The organism is Nonomuraea sp. NPDC003709 (assembly GCF_040610775.1).
Classification (GTDB): Bacteria; Actinomycetota; Actinomycetes; order Streptosporangiales; family Streptosporangiaceae; genus Nonomuraea; species Nonomuraea angiospora_A.
Window position 1 is genome coordinate 1 of sequence record NZ_JBEXMW010000017.1, and the last position, 17,638, is coordinate 17,638.

The 17,638-nt window shown below is 70.0% G+C and carries 17 protein-coding genes; 11 read left to right on the forward strand and 6 right to left on the reverse strand.

Annotated elements, in window-relative coordinates:
* Positions 1–138 precede the first annotated feature (138 nt).
* Positions 139–1,182, reverse strand: coding sequence for a hypothetical protein (locus ABZX61_RS40795; RefSeq protein ID WP_355202004.1), 1,044 nt, complete (start codon positions 1,180–1,182; stop codon positions 139–141).
* 501 nt (positions 1,183–1,683) lie between these two features.
* Here ABZX61_RS40795 and ABZX61_RS40800 point away from each other — a divergent pair.
* From ABZX61_RS40800 to ABZX61_RS40835, 8 genes are all read left to right on the forward strand, one after another.
* Entirely contained in the window at positions 1,684–3,027 is a 1,344-nt protein-coding gene (locus ABZX61_RS40800) for a GRAS family protein (protein ID WP_355202007.1), read from the forward strand.
* Positions 3,028–3,676: 649 nt separating this feature from the next.
* A complete protein-coding gene (locus ABZX61_RS40805) occupies positions 3,677–4,249 on the forward strand; it encodes an NUDIX domain-containing protein (RefSeq protein WP_355202010.1) in 573 nt (190 codons plus the stop codon).
* A gap of 403 nt (positions 4,250–4,652) precedes the next feature.
* Positions 4,653–4,865: a hypothetical protein gene (locus ABZX61_RS40810; protein WP_355202012.1), complete on the forward strand. Its 213-nt coding sequence runs from the start codon at positions 4,653–4,655 to the stop codon at positions 4,863–4,865.
* 305 nt (positions 4,866–5,170) lie between these two features.
* The gene (locus tag ABZX61_RS40815) at positions 5,171–5,296 is read left to right on the forward strand and encodes a lasso RiPP family leader peptide-containing protein (protein WP_355202015.1); all 126 of its coding nucleotides are present in this window, start codon (positions 5,171–5,173) and stop codon (positions 5,294–5,296) included.
* 82 nt (positions 5,297–5,378) lie between these two features.
* Entirely contained in the window at positions 5,379–5,492 is a 114-nt protein-coding gene (locus ABZX61_RS40820; RefSeq protein WP_355202018.1) for a lasso RiPP family leader peptide-containing protein, read from the forward strand.
* A gap of 13 nt (positions 5,493–5,505) precedes the next feature.
* The gene (locus ABZX61_RS40825) at positions 5,506–7,320 is read left to right on the forward strand and encodes an asparagine synthase-related protein (protein ID WP_355202021.1); all 1,815 of its coding nucleotides are present in this window, start codon (positions 5,506–5,508) and stop codon (positions 7,318–7,320) included.
* The gene (locus ABZX61_RS40830; RefSeq protein ID WP_350737859.1) at positions 7,317–7,592 is read left to right on the forward strand and encodes a lasso peptide biosynthesis PqqD family chaperone; all 276 of its coding nucleotides are present in this window, start codon (positions 7,317–7,319) and stop codon (positions 7,590–7,592) included. The genes ABZX61_RS40825 and ABZX61_RS40830 overlap by 4 nt, the downstream gene beginning before the upstream one ends.
* Positions 7,589–8,011, forward strand: coding sequence for a lasso peptide biosynthesis B2 protein (locus tag ABZX61_RS40835; protein ID WP_355202024.1), 423 nt, complete (start codon positions 7,589–7,591; stop codon positions 8,009–8,011). The genes ABZX61_RS40830 and ABZX61_RS40835 overlap by 4 nt, the downstream gene beginning before the upstream one ends.
* Positions 8,012–8,339: 328 nt before the next feature.
* Here ABZX61_RS40835 and ABZX61_RS40840 read toward each other — a convergent pair whose 3' ends face one another.
* From ABZX61_RS40840 to ABZX61_RS40860, 5 genes are all read right to left on the reverse strand, one after another.
* Entirely contained in the window at positions 8,340–8,666 is a 327-nt protein-coding gene (locus ABZX61_RS40840; protein ID WP_355202027.1) for a hypothetical protein, read from the reverse strand.
* 122 nt (positions 8,667–8,788) lie between these two features.
* The gene (locus ABZX61_RS40845) at positions 8,789–9,217 is read right to left on the reverse strand and encodes a transposase (protein ID WP_355202029.1); all 429 of its coding nucleotides are present in this window, start codon (positions 9,215–9,217) and stop codon (positions 8,789–8,791) included.
* A 63-nt stretch (positions 9,218–9,280) separates the two neighbouring features.
* Positions 9,281–12,517: an AAA family ATPase gene (locus ABZX61_RS40850; protein WP_355202032.1), complete on the reverse strand. Its 3,237-nt coding sequence runs from the start codon at positions 12,515–12,517 to the stop codon at positions 9,281–9,283.
* A gap of 223 nt (positions 12,518–12,740) precedes the next feature.
* Entirely contained in the window at positions 12,741–13,955 is a 1,215-nt protein-coding gene (locus ABZX61_RS40855) for an ROK family protein (RefSeq protein WP_355202034.1), read from the reverse strand.
* Between the two features lie 232 nt (positions 13,956–14,187).
* Complete coding sequence (locus ABZX61_RS40860; protein WP_355202036.1) at positions 14,188–14,859, reverse strand: GntR family transcriptional regulator; 672 nt, start codon at positions 14,857–14,859, stop codon at positions 14,188–14,190.
* Positions 14,860–14,949: 90 nt separating this feature from the next.
* On the opposite strand from ABZX61_RS40860, the gene ABZX61_RS40865 reads away from it, so the two are divergent.
* The 3 genes from ABZX61_RS40865 to ABZX61_RS40875 are packed head-to-tail and all read left to right on the forward strand — an operon-like array spanning position 14,950 to position 17,638.
* Positions 14,950–15,747: an FAD binding domain-containing protein gene (locus ABZX61_RS40865; protein ID WP_355202039.1), complete on the forward strand. Its 798-nt coding sequence runs from the start codon at positions 14,950–14,952 to the stop codon at positions 15,745–15,747.
* An 11-nt stretch (positions 15,748–15,758) separates the two neighbouring features.
* On the forward strand, positions 15,759–16,259 hold the full coding sequence (locus ABZX61_RS40870; protein WP_355202042.1) for a (2Fe-2S)-binding protein: 501 nt from the start codon (positions 15,759–15,761) through the stop codon (positions 16,257–16,259).
* Complete coding sequence (locus tag ABZX61_RS40875) at positions 16,259–17,638, forward strand: molybdopterin cofactor-binding domain-containing protein (RefSeq protein WP_355202044.1); 1,380 nt, start codon at positions 16,259–16,261, stop codon at positions 17,636–17,638. The genes ABZX61_RS40870 and ABZX61_RS40875 overlap by 1 nt, the downstream gene beginning before the upstream one ends.

Here is a 17,638-nt window from a genome sequence, read left to right on the forward strand (position 1 = left end):
ACCGGAAACTACACGATCGACATCAGCCGATCCTCCTTCCGTGTCTTCCACTCACTCCATGCGACCTCGTGTCGCACGATCGGGTTGGCCCAGGAGGCGCAGGTCGGCGTGAACAGCAGTCGGATCTTGTGCTGGGTGTCATCCCCGTTTCGGCCCGTGGACGTGATCGGAGGCGCCCGGGAGCGGCGCCCCCTGTCCGGTGCTGACCCGATCGTGGATGAAGGGCAGGTAGGCCCCCAAGAACGCACCGTGTTCCAGCAGTTCTCCGAGTTGTCCCGGTTCGAATTCCGGCGAAACGAGCGGGACCTCACGGTTCAGGGCACGGGGGCCGACGAGCACCAAGATCCTGCCACGGGCGCCCGCTGCCGGCAGAGCTTCAGCCCAAGCCGTCGGGAGACCGAGCGCTCCCAGGTAGAGGTGGCCGGGCGGCTCATCTTCCTCGAACGGTTCGGCGACCCGTATGGCCACCCAGTTCGGAACGAGGCTGCTCTGATACCCCTGCACGAGCCGCACCGACCAGCCAGGTTCGACGGTTGCCTCCGTGAAGCGTTCGCCGAACCCGGCGGGGAGCCAGAAAACTCGCTCCAGCTCCGACAGCCACGGTGCCGCACCACGACCGCGATCCTCGGTCACCTCGACGGTGATGAACAGGGCCGGTTCTGGGGCGCCTTGCGGGTCGAGGCCGAAATCGGGCGGCAGCATGACCGGCCGGGGAGTGATGGCGAGCGTGCCTTCCGACAGAGACTGGTCGCGCAGACACATCGTTGTATGAGCAGGCGCGCGCGAGATGTCTCTCTGGTTCACCCAGAGCAGCTGGGACGGCGCGCAGCGGGCGTGGTTGCGTCGGAGCTCGAGCAGCTTGGTCGCTGGGCTGAGGTCGGGGTCGTAGCTGGTGACGACGATTTGTACGGTGATGTCCTCGGCGCTGGCGTCACCAGGGTCCCCGCACGTGTAGCACTCGGATACCCCATTGCGCATAGAAGCGAGCAAGAACTCTTTGTCCTCGGCCTCCTCGTGCGGGATACCCCGCCGCCCCTCCCCGGCGAGGAATCGATCCACGTCATCGGCGAAGATGTAGCGTCGGCCACCACGAATGGCGGCGAGGGCCTCCTGGTACTTCTCGCCCGTACGCTTGACACGGTCCCGGACCTCGCGGCCGAAATCTCGGTTGTCGTGCGGCATGTCTCATTCCAGTCCGGCGGCTGGCCGTCCACGCCTGGCCCCGCCTGGTTGAGATCCGCAGACGCGCGTTGGCGCCAAACTCAAGGGACGGAGATAATCGCTCGTCGTCATCGCCACTACCCTGGGGTGGTGTGTCGCCCCCGCGTGGAGGGGCAGCCCAGAGTCCCCGCGTACCGGGGGCTGGAGCGCCAGCACCTGCACCCTACACCAGCGGCGAGCGCTCAGAGAGCGGCCTCGCTAGGGTCATGAAGCGTACCCGGCCTGACAGGCGATTTGGATCGCGATCGCTCCTGTTCCACCAGCCGCGCCACGGATGACGACTCGACGAACTGGTGCGCTTCGACGTATCCGGTCCGGCCTCCACCGAGATGGCTGTCCATCATGGCGTCCTGTTGGTCCACAACACGGATCCCCCGGATAACACTCGCTATCCCCGGAAATCCGCTCAGATTCTCTTGATGTGGACCATCCGTCGGCTAAATCCGCGAACTCGGCGCCGCGGTGGAGCAATTCCTGACCACGATCGACAAGGCCAACACCAGGAAGCCGTACACGATCGCGCTGCCCGCTCTCACCCGCGAGCTCGGTGCGCGGGTCCCGCTGACGGGCCTGGAGGGCGAGACCGGTGCCCGGCAGCCACGCCGACGTCGTCGCGCGGGCGCGTCCTCGTCCATTCCTGACCGCCAAGTGCATCCCAAGTTGATGACAAGAGCATCGTGGCATCCTCGATCATTACCGACGTCGAAGGAAGGCTTGAACGTGAATTCCCACGCATTCGACCTGCTGTGCCGTGCCGTGGAGGAGACGGATGCCGGCCGCGCCGACACGGCGGGGCGCTGGCTGGAAAAGCTCCGCAGTGTGATCAACCCCGAGAAAGCAGGCGGCGACGACTTCCTCTATCTGCTCTATCACGACGCTTTGGCCGCCCGGCATGGAACGTGCCAAGACGAGCGGGACAATCTCTATCTCCGCAGCTTCGAGCGTCCGCAGATCCAGCTGTTCGACCTGGTGGCCGCACACCTGCCGATCGTGAATCTGGCAGGTCGCATCGGCGGCGCGCTCCTCGCCGGACACCTCGCCGGTCAGGACGAGGCCACCATGCTGTCGGTGGGGATCGGCTCAGGCGGCCAGGAGGCGGCGGTGCTGCGGGCGCTCGCGGACCGCGATCAGGCACCCGGACGGCTGACGGTCATCGGGGTGGACCCCGCGGCGGCCAGCCTCCGCCAGGCCGAACAAGCCATCCGCGACACCGGTGTCACGCTGGACTTCCACGGAGTGCCCCGACTCGCCGAACACATGACCGGCGAGGACTGGGACCTGGTACGCCGTGCGCCACGTCCGCTGGTCATGAACGCCGCGTTCGCGCTGCACCATCTCCGAGACAGTCCGTCCGGCGTGGACGAGCGGAACACGTTCTTCGAGAGATTGCGGGCGGCCGAACCGGACGTCGTGGTGCTGTGCGAGCCGGACTCCGACCATCATCGGGTGGCGCTCCCCGAGCGTTTCCACAACTCGTGGGAGCACTTCCACGCCGTCTTCCGGCTGATAGACGCGCTGGAGGTGACGGCCGCCGACCGCAACGCGATGAAGCTGTTCTTCCGCCGCGAGGTGGCCGACATCGTCGGCACAGCCGACGACAAGGAGCGCTACGAACGTCACGAGCCGACCGCCACCTGGCTCGCCCGGCTACGTGAGGCCGGGTTCCACCCGATGCCGGTGCCCCCGTCCGCGATGCCGGAAGCCGCTACTCCCGCCGCCATCCGTCAGGATCCGGACAGCGTGCGCATCGGATTCGAGGGCGAGTCACTCGTCGCCGTCCTGTACGCGGTGCCCGCGCGGACGTAGCCGGCGACCTCGCGGGAACCGTGCCCAGGCCAGGCGTGCTGGTGATGATCGCAGCTTGCTCGTGGCGGGCGAACAGGACAGCCGGCTCTTCTTCGAGCGCATCGATGACGCTGCTCATGGCCCTGATGACATCCACGAGGCCCGCGGCGGCAACTCCGAAGGCATGCTCTACCTCTTCGGGCTGACGGAGTTGCTGCTGGCGGAGTTGGGTGGTCAGGCGCTGAGGCGGACCGGCGTCGATTCGTCGACCGGCCCTGCGCAACGTCAGCTTGGCCGCGCCTCGCGGGTCGGGTACGGCCCGAAGCACCGCCAGGGCTGTCCGGTGGGTCAGAACTGGGAACGCGGTCAGCGCGGCCGGATAGTACTCACGCAACAGCGAGCGCAGCCGGTTGACCGTCTGCTGACGGGCCCAGATGGCCTCTTGATGTCGCCGAGCGACCGCCTTGATCCCAGCAGACACGCGCCTTCTGCCCGCACTCGCTGTGTGCGGTTGTGTTCGTGTGGCGATCGAGCAGGTGGCTTTCCATCGGGGTGTTCGCGCTGGGGGCCGTCACTCGTGTTGCGTTTCCGAGTAGGTCATGTGATGCAGATCACTGGCTTGGGGTGCTCGTAGGGCAGATTGTCGGTGGTGCCTGCGATCGTGTCCTGCGTGGGCGAGCTGGTCGAGCGGGTGGATGAACGGGACCGCGTGCTGGGGGTCGCGGACCGGGCAGAGGCGGAGCGTCGGCGATGGATGCATCGGATCGCGACGACGATCTGTCGCGATCCGATGCGGCGGATCCTCGTGCTGCGCCGAGCTGAACAGCTCACTCGCTTTCCCGGCCACTATGACGTGATGGTCGGCGGTGCCGTGGTCGTGGGCGAGTCGTATGAGGACGCGGCGGCCCGCGAACTGTTCGAGGAGCTGGGTGCCGACGTCCCGGTGCGTTTCATGTTCAAGTTCCTGTGCCGGGATGGGGTCAGTCCTGTCTGGTTCGGGGTGCATGAGGCCGTGATCATCGAGCCATTGGTTCCGGACCCGTCCGAGATCGCTTGGCATGCCTGGCTCACAGAGCTCCAACTGCGGGAGGCCGTTGATCGATGGCCTTTCGTTCCCGGTGGGCGAGAGGCGTTGCGCCGATATTTGATATCCGGGAACGAGGGCCGGCCGTCGGCGACGCGCTCGGCCAGCTCGGCGTCGCGCACGGCACGCGGCCCAGGCATCCCGCTGCGGCGGGCATAGAAGATGGACATCCTTCCGGGGACGAGCCCCTGATCTCGGATGGCGCAGCCTCACCGTCAATGGCGTACAAGGAGAAGGCACCACGGTGAGCGCCACAGCACCCCGAAGGGCCCTCGGCTAGTTTTGGACTGGCGCGTCCAGCACATCCGGGGCATGTCACTCAGGTCGACGGCTTATACGCAGGCCGCTCCGCCATCGCCACCGGCAAGCTCATCCTCGACGAGCCGGCCGGCATCCGGCTGATCCCAGGCACCAGCCAGTCGCCCCCGCCATCAAGCGAACCTGCTGGTCAGTTACATGAAGGCCGTTGGGCACGTCAGGCAAGTAGACCCAGCATGCGCGAAGGTTTTCGAGCGCGTGGAGAGATGATCGGTCAGCGATGATGCGTCGCAGTGCCGCGTGGATGGACGCCCCTGACCTGCTCGCCCCGCTTTCGTCGATCACCGCGCCGACCTCGATCGTGCACGACGACCAGGATCCGGTCTATCCGCTCGGTCACGGCGAGGCCTTGGCTGCCGCGATTCCGGGCGCGGTACTGCGCGTCGTGCCCGGGATGGGCCATGTCATGACTTCACCCGGCCTGCCCGAGGATGTCGCCGACCTGATCCGGCTGTGACCTGCCTTGCGGGGGCGGGGCCGTGCCGATGAACAGCCGCGCGGGGGGCGCAGTGCCATCTCCACTCCACCTGCCGCTCGCCCACACAGCAGGCTGGCAGCGCACTACTGGTATCGCCCTGACCCGGCACACCATGGCCACCGCTCCGCCGTACGCGGTGAACCTTGGCTTTCGTTCTTCACTCGCGGTGCCGGGCCTGGCGTTCGAGTGTGTCCGAGTGTGTCCGACCTCCTGTTGGACAGCGAGAGCGTAGGTCTTCACTGACGGTGACGCGGCAATCCGCCGCACGGACGAAGGGACCTGTCATGATCGACAACGAGCGCACCGAGCCGTACGAGCCCCCGCGGATGCTCGAGATCGGCGAGTTCGGGCAGCTGACCCGCGGCTACGGCATGCTCAACATGGACTGGGCCTACTACTACGCGGGGTAGTGAGGCCACCGTGCCCATCGAGTCCCACGGAGTCCGGTACGGGTCCGGACAGCCGGCACATCCCAGGAGAAAGGCACCACTCATGGTCGACAACGAGCCGTACGAACCCCCGCGGATGCTCGACCTCGGCGAGTTCGGAGAGCTGACCCGCGGCATGGCCGGGCCGCTGATGGACGCGGTCTACTACTACCAGTGAGGCGAGGAGTCCGGTGCGCAAGCTGAGCGGCGAGGAGTTCGCGGTGCTGTCCGACAGCGCCGCCGGCGAAGCCCTCGCTGAGGCGCTGCACGGCGCGGTGGTGCTGAGCTACGCGTCCGGCCGTCCCTGTCTGCTGGCCGCCTCGCCCGGCGAGATCGTCCACGCGGAGGCGGGCCACGCGCGGCTGGCGGTGATCGGCACGTGCCCGGTCACCGCCGGCCGGCTCCGGCGGATGGCGGCGCGGCTGGGGTGCCTGGCGGACGCCGACGCGGTGGCCGCGGCGCTGCCCGGCAGTTTCCATCTGGTCGCCGTCGTGGGCGGGCAGGTTCGGGTGCAGGGCACCGCTTCGGGCATGCGGCGGGTGTACTACGCGCGGGTCGGCGGGACGGTGGTCGCGTCCGGTCGGGCGGCGCTGCCGGCCGCGCTGACGCGGGCGGCGGTGGACGAGCAGGCTCTGGCGATGCGGTTGCTGATGGCTGTTCCACCCTCGCTGGCCGAGCCGCTGTGGGAAGGGGTCGCCATGGTGCCGCCCGGTGAGGCGGCGCACATCGACGCGGACGGGGTGCGGCTGCGCGCCTGGTGGCGGGCGCCGGAGCCGGAGGTGGCGCTGGAGGAGGGCGCTCCCGTGGTGAGGGCGGCCCTTGAGGAGGCCGTGGCCGCCCGGATCGGCGAAGGCGCGGTGGTGGCCAGCGATCTGTCCGGCGGGCTGGATTCCACGCCGGTCAGCTTCCTTGCCGCCGCGGCGGCCGGGGAGCGGTCGGCGAAGCTGATCACGTTCGTGCTGGCCATCGACGATCCCGAGCATGACGACGCGGAGTGGGCGGCTCGGGCGCGGGCGCACCTCCCGGGCGAGCACGGGGTGGCCCGGCCCGGTGAGGTGCCCAAGTGGTTCGCCGGGGCAGCCGAGGCCGCTCCCGGGCTGGACGAGCCGACGCGGTGGCTGCGCACGCTGGCCCGCGAGCTGGCGAGTTCGGCACTGCTGGCCGGGCTGGGCGCGGCCGTGCGCCTGACCGGGCACGGCGGTGACGAGGTCACGCTGCTGCCCGACTGCTACCTGCACGACCTGGCCCGTCGCCACCCGGCGGCGCTCTGGCCCCACCTGCGCGAGCGGCGGTCCAGGGCCCGATGGCCGCTGTGGGCGTGCGCCCGCGCCCTGGCCGACCGGCGCCCCTATGCCGCCTGGCTGGCGGATCAGGCGCAGACACTCAGCGCGCCGCTGTCCCGCTTCCGGCCGGACTTCGGATGGGAGCAACCGCTACGCCTGCCTGACTGGACGACCGAGGCTGCGACGGACACGGTCCGCCGGCGGCTCGTCACGTGCCCGGCCGAGCCGTACTCCCCTCTGCGCGCCCAGCACCAGAGCCTGTCGAACGTCCGTACCATCGCCGCCTCCCTCGACGGCGTGCGGGGCCTGACGGGCCGCGTGGGCGCCCCCGTGCACGCCCCCTATCTGGACGACCACGTCGTCGCCGCCTGCCTGGCCGTGCGGCTGGACCAGCGGGCGGTGCCGGGCGCCTACAAGCCGCTCACCCGGGCCGCGATGCGTCCCGTCATGCCGGCCGAATGTTTGGAACGTACCACCAAGGGCGAGTTTTCGGCCGACATCTACCAGGGGCTGCTCCGCCACCGCGACCAACTCCTGACCCTGCTCGACGGTTCGCTGCTGGTGGAGCGCGGCCTGGCCGACGCCGCCGCCCTGCGCCGGGCCTGCGTGCGCACCCCGGCCGAGGGCGGGCCGGGCGTGATGGCACTCGACGTCTTCATCGCCGCCGAGAACTGGCTACGAGCCCTTCTTGCCTACCCCACCCAGGAGGAGTCGTGTGCGTGAGGCTTCGCCCCGGCGTCACTCTCACCCCGATCGACGAGGTTGCCGTGCTCCTGGACGAGCGCACCGGCCGCTACCGCCAACTGAACGCCACCGCCGCGCTCGTCCTGCGCAGCCTGCTGGCGGGACACGGCCAGGACGAGGCCGCCCGCGACCTCGTCCGGACCCATCCGGCCGCAACGCCCACCGCCGAGGCGGACATCGCCGCGCTCGTCGCGCAGTTGCGCGCCGCGAACCTGATCGTCGAGACCGTCGACCGGGAGCAGCCGCGATGAGCGTGCCCATGGTGCCCGCCGACCGGCCCGCCCTGCCCTGGCGCCGCCGCCCGCCGGCGCTGGCCGCCGTGGCCGCCGCACACCTGATCGCCCGTCTGCCGCCGGCCCGCATCCGCGCGGCGCTGACCTTCGCCCGCCGCGGCGCCACACCCGCGACCGCCGAGCAGGCCAGAGCGGCACGGGACGCGGTGATCGCGGTCAGCCTGTCGTGTGCCGGGGAAGGCTGCCTGCCCCGCTCCATCGCCGCCGCCCTGCTGTGCCGGTTGCGCGGATGCTGGCCCACCTGGTGCGCGGGTATACGGGTCCACCCGTTCGGCGCCCATGCCTGGATCGAGGCCGACGGCCAACCCGTCGACGAGCCGCCCCGCCGCTACCGGGTCACGATCGCCATCGCCCCGGACAGAGAGCTTCGAAGATGAGGGTCCGATGGCAGGGCCGGAGCGGGCGGCCACCTCGATCGAGGAGATCGCTGAATGGACGAGCCGCTGGAAGCGCGGTTCTGGATCGCCTCACCCACGCCGGCGGCGGCCCGGCGTGGCGCCGAGGAGTGCAGCTCAGATCGCCGTCCCGACCAGCAGCTCGGGTGAGGACGATGCGTCCAGCCGGTGGCATGTGTGAGCCGTCCATCGTCGGTGAGCACCAGAACCGTTCGGGAGGGGAGTCACCGGCGCCGCGGCGGGAGTTTCCCCTGGACGGCACGGGGGAGCGCGGCTGGATCTAGCGGGCAGGAGAAAGAGGCCCTGCGTCCTACATGACGGCGATCATCGTCGACATCTCCATGGTGTCGTGCCTCGCGTGTGCGTGGGCGGCTCCGGCGGCCGCGTCCGCCAGCGTCGGCCATCGCCCTTCGCTCAGCATGTGGTCGGGCTGGAAGCCGACGGCGGTGAATCGATAGCAGCCCAGCTCGGCGACGTATCCGGCGGTCCCGATCAGCGCCTTGCCCTCGAGGTGCACTTGGGCGCCGCGCCGGTCGTAGCGGATCGTGTAGTTGTAGGCGGGCCAGAGCCAGTCCGTGACCCTGACGCCTCGCGCCACGCCTTCCGCGTCCCGCCAAATATGCACGCTCTCCGACACCCAAGCTCCTTTTGATCTTTGCCTCACCAAGCTAACGAGACAGCTCGGACATGAGTGCCCGAGTACGGGCCGCGCAGGTCAGCCCGCCACGAGACCGGCCCAACGCATGATCAGCCGGCTCCTCACGAACCCCGCCCGGCGGTTCGGCCTGCACATCCCCCTTTTCGCGCCCCGGCGGCATGCTGATGCGCTCGAGCGATCGTGGAGTCCACCGACACGTCCCACACGATCCGGCCCGCCGCATCGGCGATAGCCTGCAACGCGGTCAGGATCCGCGCCCACGTCCCGTCCCGCTGCCAGCGGCGGAACACGCTGTACGCCGCCGCCCAGGACCCGTGACACTCCGGGACGTCCCGCCACGGCGTCCCGGCCCGGACCCGCCACCGGATCCCGTCAATGAGCTGCCGCCCACTCCATTGCGGCGGCCGACCCGGCTTCCGAGGCTGCGGCAGCAGCACCGCCCACTGCGCGTCGGTCAGGTCGTGCCGCCTCGTCACCGCTATCGTGGTCACGATGTCCCCGGTGGTCTCCGGTTTTTCTTGGTCAACCACCCGCTCATTGTCGATCTCGACACGCCCGAACATCAGAGGCTCAGCCCACCGTCCAGCGCGCGATCAAATGTCCGGCGATTCCTGGTCGATTTCGGCCAGGAACCGCTCGGAGCGGCGCGCGAAGAGGTAGGCCCCGCGTTCGTCCGATCGGGCGCGGGCTGCTTCGGCGGCGGCTCGCACGACGTCGACGGGTTCGCCGCGGGCGTGCAGCAGGCGCGCGCGCAGCAACAGCAGGAGCCCTTCGGCGAAACGTTGGCCGTAGGTCGTGAGGGCCTGGTCGGCTCGGTCGAGGGCGGTTGCGGCCGCGTCGGGCATGTCGGCGGCCAGCCACATCTCGGCGATCAGTCCGTAGTGGTATGCGATGCCCCATCGCGGCGGGTCGAGGAGGGTCGCGGCCAGGAGTTGTTCGGCCTCTGCCGCCTTGCCGGCCGGGTCGTCGCCGGTGAGTGCACAGGCCCAGTGCCAGTCCAGCCAGATGTAGTGCTCCTGCGCGACGCCGGAGCGGTCGGCGCCGGCCGCGATCCACCGCTCGGCCGCCCACATCACCCATCGCGCGTCACCGGCCATCGAGGCCGCCATGGTGTGGTAATAGGCCCAGACCGACATCGCAACCAGGTCTTCGTCGGCTAGGTACGCCTTGTCGATCGCGGACCGTGCCGTCTCGACATCGCCGTGCAGCGCGGTGATCACGGCCAGCCAACCGATCCGTTCATTCGGCACCTTCCACGATCCGAGGTCGCCGGCACCATGGTGCGGGCTGGTGTGGCCTTGCGCGCTGAAGAAGCGGTACGCCTCGCCGATGTTGCCGATGTCCCACTGGTACAGGCCCCAGGCATGCCGACCGTACTCCTGGATGATCGGGTCGGCGGACGCCTGTCCTTGCTCGTACACTCGGCGAGCCCACCTCCCGCGGTCCTTCTCGATCGAGGTGTAGGCCCCGACGAGCCGAACGAACAGAAAGTGCACGGCCTCCGTCTCGCGGCCGAGCATGCGGGCCAGGTACTCGGCCCGCTCCAGCAGGTCGAACGCCGAACCGCCGTATCCCCCGTGCCTGCTGGCAACAAGGGTGAGCAGTGACAGCACCGACAGCTCCAGGTCCCGCAGGCCGGCCGTGCGCGCGATCTGGGCGGCCGATTCCAGGTGCCGAGCGGCGTCCGCGAACGCGAGCTTGGTCGCCGCACGGCGCCCGGCACGGGCCAGTGCCTGCGCGGTGCGAGCCGGGTCGGCGAGCGGGCCGGCTGCCCAGAGGTGGTAGGCCAGGCGTTCGGCGACAGACTCGTCGTCCACATGGGTGCGTTCGAGGGCGTCGGCGACCAGCAGATGCAGGTGGACGGTCTGCTGCCGCGTCGTGGTCTCGGTGACCGACTCGCGGACCAGGTCGTGCGCGAACCGTAGCGAGTGCGGGCTTTCCGGCTTGGTTTCCAGCAGACCGAGCGCCTGCAGCGGTTCGAGGCGTTCGAGGCAGTCCTCGACGTCGACGCCGCCTGCGGCGGCGAGCAGGGCGAGGTCCACGTCGCGGCCGATGAGCGCGGCGACATGCAGCAGGTCGCGAGCGCTGTCGTCGAGACCGGCCATCCGGTCGCGGATGACGTCTCGTACGGTGGCCGGTACCCCAGCCGGCACTGCTGCCTCGCCGTCGCGCAGCGAGCCGCCATCGCTCAGGAGCCGGGACAGCTCCCGGACGAAGAACGGATTGCCGGCCGTACGGGTATGGATGCCGCTGGCGACATCAGCGCCCGGGTCCTGGCCGATTTCGCGGCGGATGAGCTCGGTCACCTCGGTCAAACTGAGCGGGCCGAGCCGGATCCTGCGGTGATCCGGCAGCCGACTGGCCGCGGCCAGGACCCGCGACAAGTCAGAGCCGGGTACGGGTGCGCGATCACGGAGCGCGCCGATGATCACCGTGCCGGCGGGTAGCCGGGCCGCGAGGTGGCCGAACAGCTGGAGCGAGGCGGTGTCAGCCCATTGGAGATCATCGAGGATCAGCAGCGTGGGCCGTTGCGCCGAGGCCTGCCCGACGACGGTGACGACCTGTTCGAGCAGGCGGAACTGGGCGCCGCTGTCAGGAACCGTTGGCGCGGCCGCGCTGTCGTTTCGCGGTTCGAGGAGGCCGCCGAGATCACTGGCGAGCCATTTCTCCCGCAACGGCGCCGGCAGGCTGTCGAGGATCGGACGGAGCGCCTGCTCCCACGGCCACATCGGCGGTGTTCCATCACCTTCCAAGCAGGAACCCCAGACCACGAACGGGCCGAGCCGGCTCGCCTCGGCGGCGGTTTCCTGCAGCAGGCGGGTCTTGCCCACGCCTGGTTCGCCTTCGACGATGGCGAGCGCCGAGCGGCCGGTGAGTGCCATCTCGACGGCTTGCCGCAGGATGGCGAGCTCCTCGGCCCGGCCGACCAGCCTGGCCGCCGCTCGCGCCGACGCGCCGTCACCCCCGACGTCCGCACCCGTCACGACCGGCGACGTCGGAGGCTGCGCCAGTACCTGCAGATATGCGGCCTGCAGCGCCGGGCCGGGCTCGACACCGAGCTCGTCGGCAAGGCAGTCACTGACCGTGCGGAACGCCGACAGTGCCTCCGCACGGCGTCCCGCGGCCCCGAGGATGGCGATAAGGCTGGCCTGCACCGGTTCATGGAACGGCGCCATCGATGCGGCCAGCCGCAACGCCGGCAGCACAGGCACCGGCCGGCGCAGCGACGTCGCCAGTTCGACCGCTGCAGCGCACGCGGCGTGGAACTCGTCGTCGAGGGCCGCGAAGATCGGCAACGCGGTCGGCCCATGCGTGAATCCGTCGCCCGCACGGCCCTGCCACAGGCCGAGCGCTTCGATGTAGCGATCAAGCGCCGTTTCGTGACGATGCTCTGCGAGGGCCTCTTTCGCGGTCTCGACGAGCTCCCGGAAGGCGACTAGGTCCAACATGCCGGAAGGCGCCGTGAACAGGTAGGCGTTGCCGCGGCGGTGCAGGTATGAGCCGGTTCTACGGGAGGGGATCGCGGGTTCGAGCAGCCGCCGCAACGCGCCGACGTACTTCTGGATGATGTTGAGCGCGCTGCTGGGGACGCCGTCGCCCCAGATCAGATCGATCAAGTCGCTCGCGCTGATCGGCCTGCCCACCCGAGCCAGCAGCAAGGCCAGCAGATACGCCTGCTGCCGGGGACCGATATCCAGCTCGACACCGTCCCGCCACACCCGTAACGGGCCGAGGACCTGCAGGCGCAAACCAACGCCACCGACCGGCCGCCCCTCGTCGTCAGGCTGGACCGGATGAACTGGCAAGGCCACGCCGACCCCCGAGAACATGACAGATCGTCGGCTGACCAGCCGTCGAACGCGGAGTTGTAGCGCGCACCAGCCTACCGGTCCAAATCCTGCCCAGAAACCCATCAAACGTCGATCCGACCAGGCACGCACCCCAGCCGACCACCACCGTCGCCGAGTCGCCGCCGTTATCGACGGCTACGACCTCAATCGTTTACGGCACGGCTGTGCCGATTGGCTTGCCGGCGCGGCCGTCCCGATCCCATCAGCGCAGGGTGGCCAGCGTGTCGAGGGGGTTGTCCAGGAGGTTGGCGAAGGCGAGTTCGGCGGCACCGGCGAGCGTGGTGTCGTCGCCGAGGGCCGACACGGCCAGGCGGACACGTTCGCGCGACACCGGCAGGACATGCGCGTCGATCCGGGCACGGACGCGTGACGCGGCGCCCGGGTAGACATCGCGGAGCATCCCGCCGAAGACCACGAGCGCCGGGTTGAACAGGTTGATGAGGTTGACGACGCCGACACCGAGCCAGTCGCCGATGCGGTCGAGGGCGTCCCGCGCGCGGGCGTCGCCGGTCCCGGCGAGGGCGACGACTGACCGGATACCGTCGCGTCCGACGAGTTCGCCGGACCGTCCCGCGTAGTCGAGCAGCGCCTCCTCCCCCACCTCGGCCTCCAGACAGCCGCGCGACCCGCACAGGCAGGGCCGCCCGTCGAACGGGTTGACCAGCATGTGCCCGAGTTCGCAGCCGTAGCCTCCGTCTCCGTCCAGGAGTTTGCCGCCGACGATGATCCCGCCGCCGACGCCGACGTCCCCGTGCAGGTAGATGAGGTTGTCGACGTCGCATCCCGCGCCGCGTACGTGCTCGGCGATCGCACCCAGGTGTGCCTCGTTGCCGACCTCGACGGGAAGCCCGAGACCGAGCCCGGCGGCGAGTTCCGCGCCGAACGCCTGGTCCACCCAGCCGAGGTGCGGCCCGTACCGGACCGTGCCGTCGGCGCGCCTGATCAACCCGCAGTACGACGCGCCCACACCCACGCACAACGCGCCCGGACCGGCCCCGACGACCAGTTCGCGGCCGAAGGTGGTGAGGACGCCGACGACGTCCTCCAGGTCGACCCCGGCGCGGGTGCGCACGGCCTCGCGGCGGTCGAGGACCCGGCCGCCGAGCCCGACACGGGCCGCGAGCAGCCGGTCCACGGCGACGTCGAACGCGAGCCCGTACAGCGTCCCCTGCTCGGGCATGACGACGATGGACGGCCGCCCAGCGCGACCCCGCCCGATGGGGACATCCTCCCGGACGAGCCCGGCGGCGGCGAGTTCGGCGGTCAGGTCCATGATGGTGCTGCGGTTGAGGCCCATCCGGCGGCTGAGCGCGGCCCGTGACACGGCCCCGTCCTTGTGGACGCGCCGCAGCACCTCACTCAGGTTTCGTTGCCGCATCTGCTCCTGTGTCCGCGCGCCCGCCACCGATCCCGTCATCCCCGCCAGCCTAGGCCGGGGTCGGTACTTGTGAACAGCAGGACAGCCATGAGCGCGACGCACTGGCAACAAGCGTTCCGAGGCGAGGAGCCACATCTCAGGGAAGGACGCGATCATCGAGTACCGGTGAACTCTGCGCCTGCCAATGATCTCATTGACTCAGCGCTGATCAACGGCGCGGTCGCGCACGGTAGCGGGGAACACCGGCCGGCGTCGAGAAGGGTGCTGACCCCTAATGTTTCGGCGTTCCGTAAGGGTCGTGCGGCGTGTCGGCGTAGGCCCACTGATGGTCACGGGCGTGACGGCAGGCCACCTCGACGTCCCCGGCGCGCATGACGTCCAGCAGCTCGCGGTGCTCGTCGGCGACCCGCTCGAGTTTCGGCCTGGTGACCATGAGAGCGATGGCCGTGCGCGCCTCGATCTGCAGCGCCTCCCAGGCGCGGGTCAGCAGCCCGTTGCCGCCGGCCTGCACGACGTGCCGGTGAAATCGCGCGCTGGCCAGGCCGATGCCGTGCACGTCGTTGTCCTGGGCACTGCGGTACATCTCCTCGACCGCCTCCCCCAGCCGGTCGAAGGGGAGGGTTCCGGCCAGCATGGCGAGCCGCGTCGCGGTCTCCTCAAGGGCCGCCCGCACGATGTACGCCTCGCGGATGGTCTGCTCGGCGAAGGGAAGCACCCGGCTGCCGTGACGAGGCCGGCCGTCGATGAGGCCGAGGCCCTCAAGCTGCCGGAGCGCCTCCCGGACCGGGGCCTGACTCGTTCCGAACTCGATGGCGATCTTCGTCTCGATGAGCCGGTCGCCCTCGCCGAGCTCGCCGGAGACGATCCGTTGCAGCAGACCGTCGCGGATCTGTCGGCTCAGCGTCGGTCGCGCGGAGCGCGGGCTCCCCGTGGGTTCCGACAAGAAACCTCCTGACGTTGCGGGCCCAGAGGGCCCTTGACTCTTCGATCATGCCACGTAAGTTAATTATCGATATCGATAAGTGGAGTGCACATGCTGACCTCCGTTCAGACACCCGAGACTCCCGAAGCGGCTCATGCGGCGCTTCAGGCCGGCGCCGTGCCGCTCGGCGGCGGCACCTACCTGCTGGCCCGCCTGGACGATCAGGCCGGCCGCGACCTGCGGCTGGTCAGCCTGCGCCGGGCGGGACTGTCCGGCATCGACGTCGAAGGCGACACGGTGACCCTGGGCGCGGCCACCACTCTCGCCGACATCGAGGACGACGATCGGCTGAGCTACCTGTCCGGCTGTGTGCGGTCGATCGCCGCGCCGCCGGTCCGCAGCCTCGCCACCGTGGCAGGCAACCTTTTCGTGCCCCAACCGTACGGCGACCTGGCGGCGGCTCTTCTGGCCCTGGACGCGGAGCTGGACGTGCTCGGCGCCGGCGGAGCCCGCCGCGAGCCGCTCGAGCGGGTCGTCACCGGCGGCCTGCGGGCGGGCGACCTGGTGACCCGCGTCCGGTTCACCGCTCCGGCCAAGGACGCGTTCCGGTTCTACAAGGCGAGCCGGCGGCGGCTCAACTCGGGATCCATCGTGACGGTGGCGGCCCGGATCACGATCGAGGACGGCCTGGTCGGTGACATCCGTCTCGTGCTCGGCGGCCTGGCGCGGCGCTTGGTACGCGCGGTCGGCGCCGAGCGCGTTCTGCTGGACGCGCCGCTGAACGCCCAGGTCGTCGCCCAGGCAGCCGGCGCCGACGTCATCGAGCCGTTCGACGACGCCTACGCCTCCGCCTGGTACCGCGCTCGGGTCTACCCCGTCCACCTGCGTCGCGCCCTGCTGGGGGCCTGAAAGGGGATCGCATGCCCTCGACAATCGTCACACTCAAGGTGAACGGCACCGAGCGGGAGTTGATCGCCCGGCCGTCGACGACGCTGCTGAGCGCGCTGCGCGACACATTGGGGCTGATGGGGGCCAAGCGCGGCTGCGCGCAAGGGGGCTGCGGCAGCTGCACGGTGCTGCTGGACGGCCGGCCCGTGGTCTCGTGCCTGATCCCCGTCGTGACGATCGACGGCTCTGCCGTGGAGACGATCGAGGGCCTGGCCGAGGGCGACCGGCTCGGCGACGTACAGCAGGCGTTCGTCGACCTCTTCGCGACGCAATGCGGGTTCTGCACCCCGGGGATGATCATGTCCGCCACGGCCCTGCTCAACCGGAAGCCGGATCCGACCCGCCAAGATGTCACCGAGGCGATCTGCGGGAACGTCTGCCGCTGCACGGGATACGAGCCGATCATCGCCGCCGTCCTCGCCGCCGCGCAGCGCCGCAGCGCCCCGCTCACGAACGCGGAGGCCGAGGTCTGATGGCGCGCCTCACCCCGATCGACACCGCGTACTTCAAGGGCGAGCGCGCGGACGACTTCGCCGTCATCGGCTCCGCCGTCCCGCGCTCGGACGCCCGCGCTCACGTCACCGGCCGCACGGTCTTCTTCGAGGACATGGCGCTGCCGGAGATGACGCACGTCAAGATCCACCGGTCCACGCGGCACCACGCCCTCATCAACCGGGTCGACGTCTCCGGCGCCCTCGCAGTCCCGGGCGTGCTTCGGGTCATCACCCACCAGGACGTGCCGAACAACTGGTACACCGTGCTGCGCCTGATCGGCGTGGGACCTGACGACGAGCCGGTGCTGGCCGAGGATCGGGTCCTCTACCGCGGCGAGCCGATCGTCGCCGTCGTCGCCGAGACCGAGGACGCCGCCCGCGAGGGCGCGGCCCGGGTCACGGTCGACTACACCGACCTGCCCGCCGTCCTCGACGTCGAGGAGGCGCTGGCCGACGGCGCCCCGATCATCAAACAGGCGGGCGCCAACCACTTCGTGTACGAGGGACATCACTGCCGCCGGATCCGCTTCGGCGACGTCGAGCGAGGTTTCGCCGAGGCGGACCGCATCATCGAGGGCCGCTACAGCTCCTCCCCCATCGAACACGCGCCGACCGAGCCGACCGGCTGCATCGTCGTCCCTCAGGGCGACGGCCGGCTGCGCATACACACCAACACCCAGGCCGCCTTCTTCACCCTCGACAACACCGCGCTCATCCTCGGCGTCCCGCCTACCAGCCTGCGCGTCGTCGGGGGCACCGTGGGGGGCGGCTTCGGCGGCAAGGTCGACGTCATCGTCGAGCCACTCGCGTGCATCGCCGCCATGCTCACCGGCCGGCCGGCCAAGTACGTCTACAGCCGCGCCGAGGAGATGCAGGTGTCGTCCCCCCGAGCGGCCGAGCGCATCTCCATCAAGGACGGCGTCATGGACGACGGCCGGATCGTCGCCCGCAAGATCACGCTCTACGTGGACGCGGGCGCGTACTCCCGGCACAGCCCGTACGGCACCACCAAGGCGGCGGCGCACATGCCCGGCCCGTACACGATCCCGAACGTCCACGTCGACGCGTACTGCGTCTACACCAACCGCACGCCGTCCAGCGCCATGCGCGGGTTCGGCGTCACGATCGGCGACTTCGCGCTGGAGTCGCACATGGACCGCATCGCCCGGGAGCTGAACCTGGACCCGCTGCGGCTCCGGCTCAAGAATGCCTACCGGGACGGCGACATGAAAGCTCATCGCAAGATCGCGTCCGGCACGGCGCTGGTCGAGGTGATCCAGAGCGCCGCCGGCCTGGTGGGGCACGACCTTCCGCCGGAGTACCGGGCAATGTCCTCGACCGAACGACCGGAGGGCTGA

What these genes read in the sequence shown, in the direction of transcription:
- ABZX61_RS40795 (WP_355202004.1), bottom strand. Translation starts at nt 1,182, where the DNA reads ATGCCGCACGACAACCGAGATTTCGGCCGCGAGGTCCGGGACCGTGTC.
- ABZX61_RS40810 (WP_355202012.1), top strand. Translation starts at nt 4,653, where the DNA reads ATGGACGCCCCTGACCTGCTCGCCCCGCTTTCGTCGATCACCGCGCCG.
- ABZX61_RS40815 (WP_355202015.1), top strand. Translation starts at nt 5,171, where the DNA reads ATGATCGACAACGAGCGCACCGAGCCGTACGAGCCCCCGCGGATGCTC.
- ABZX61_RS40820 (WP_355202018.1), top strand. Translation starts at nt 5,379, where the DNA reads ATGGTCGACAACGAGCCGTACGAACCCCCGCGGATGCTCGACCTCGGC.
- ABZX61_RS40835 (WP_355202024.1), top strand. Translation starts at nt 7,589, where the DNA reads ATGAGCGTGCCCATGGTGCCCGCCGACCGGCCCGCCCTGCCCTGGCGC.
- ABZX61_RS40850 (WP_355202032.1), bottom strand. Translation starts at nt 12,517, where the DNA reads ATGTTCTCGGGGGTCGGCGTGGCCTTGCCAGTTCATCCGGTCCAGCCT.
- ABZX61_RS40855 (WP_355202034.1), bottom strand. Translation starts at nt 13,955, where the DNA reads ATGACGGGATCGGTGGCGGGCGCGCGGACACAGGAGCAGATGCGGCAA.
- ABZX61_RS40865 (WP_355202039.1), top strand. Translation starts at nt 14,950, where the DNA reads ATGCTGACCTCCGTTCAGACACCCGAGACTCCCGAAGCGGCTCATGCG.
- ABZX61_RS40870 (WP_355202042.1), top strand. Translation starts at nt 15,759, where the DNA reads ATGCCCTCGACAATCGTCACACTCAAGGTGAACGGCACCGAGCGGGAG.
- ABZX61_RS40875 (WP_355202044.1), top strand. Translation starts at nt 16,259, where the DNA reads ATGGCGCGCCTCACCCCGATCGACACCGCGTACTTCAAGGGCGAGCGC.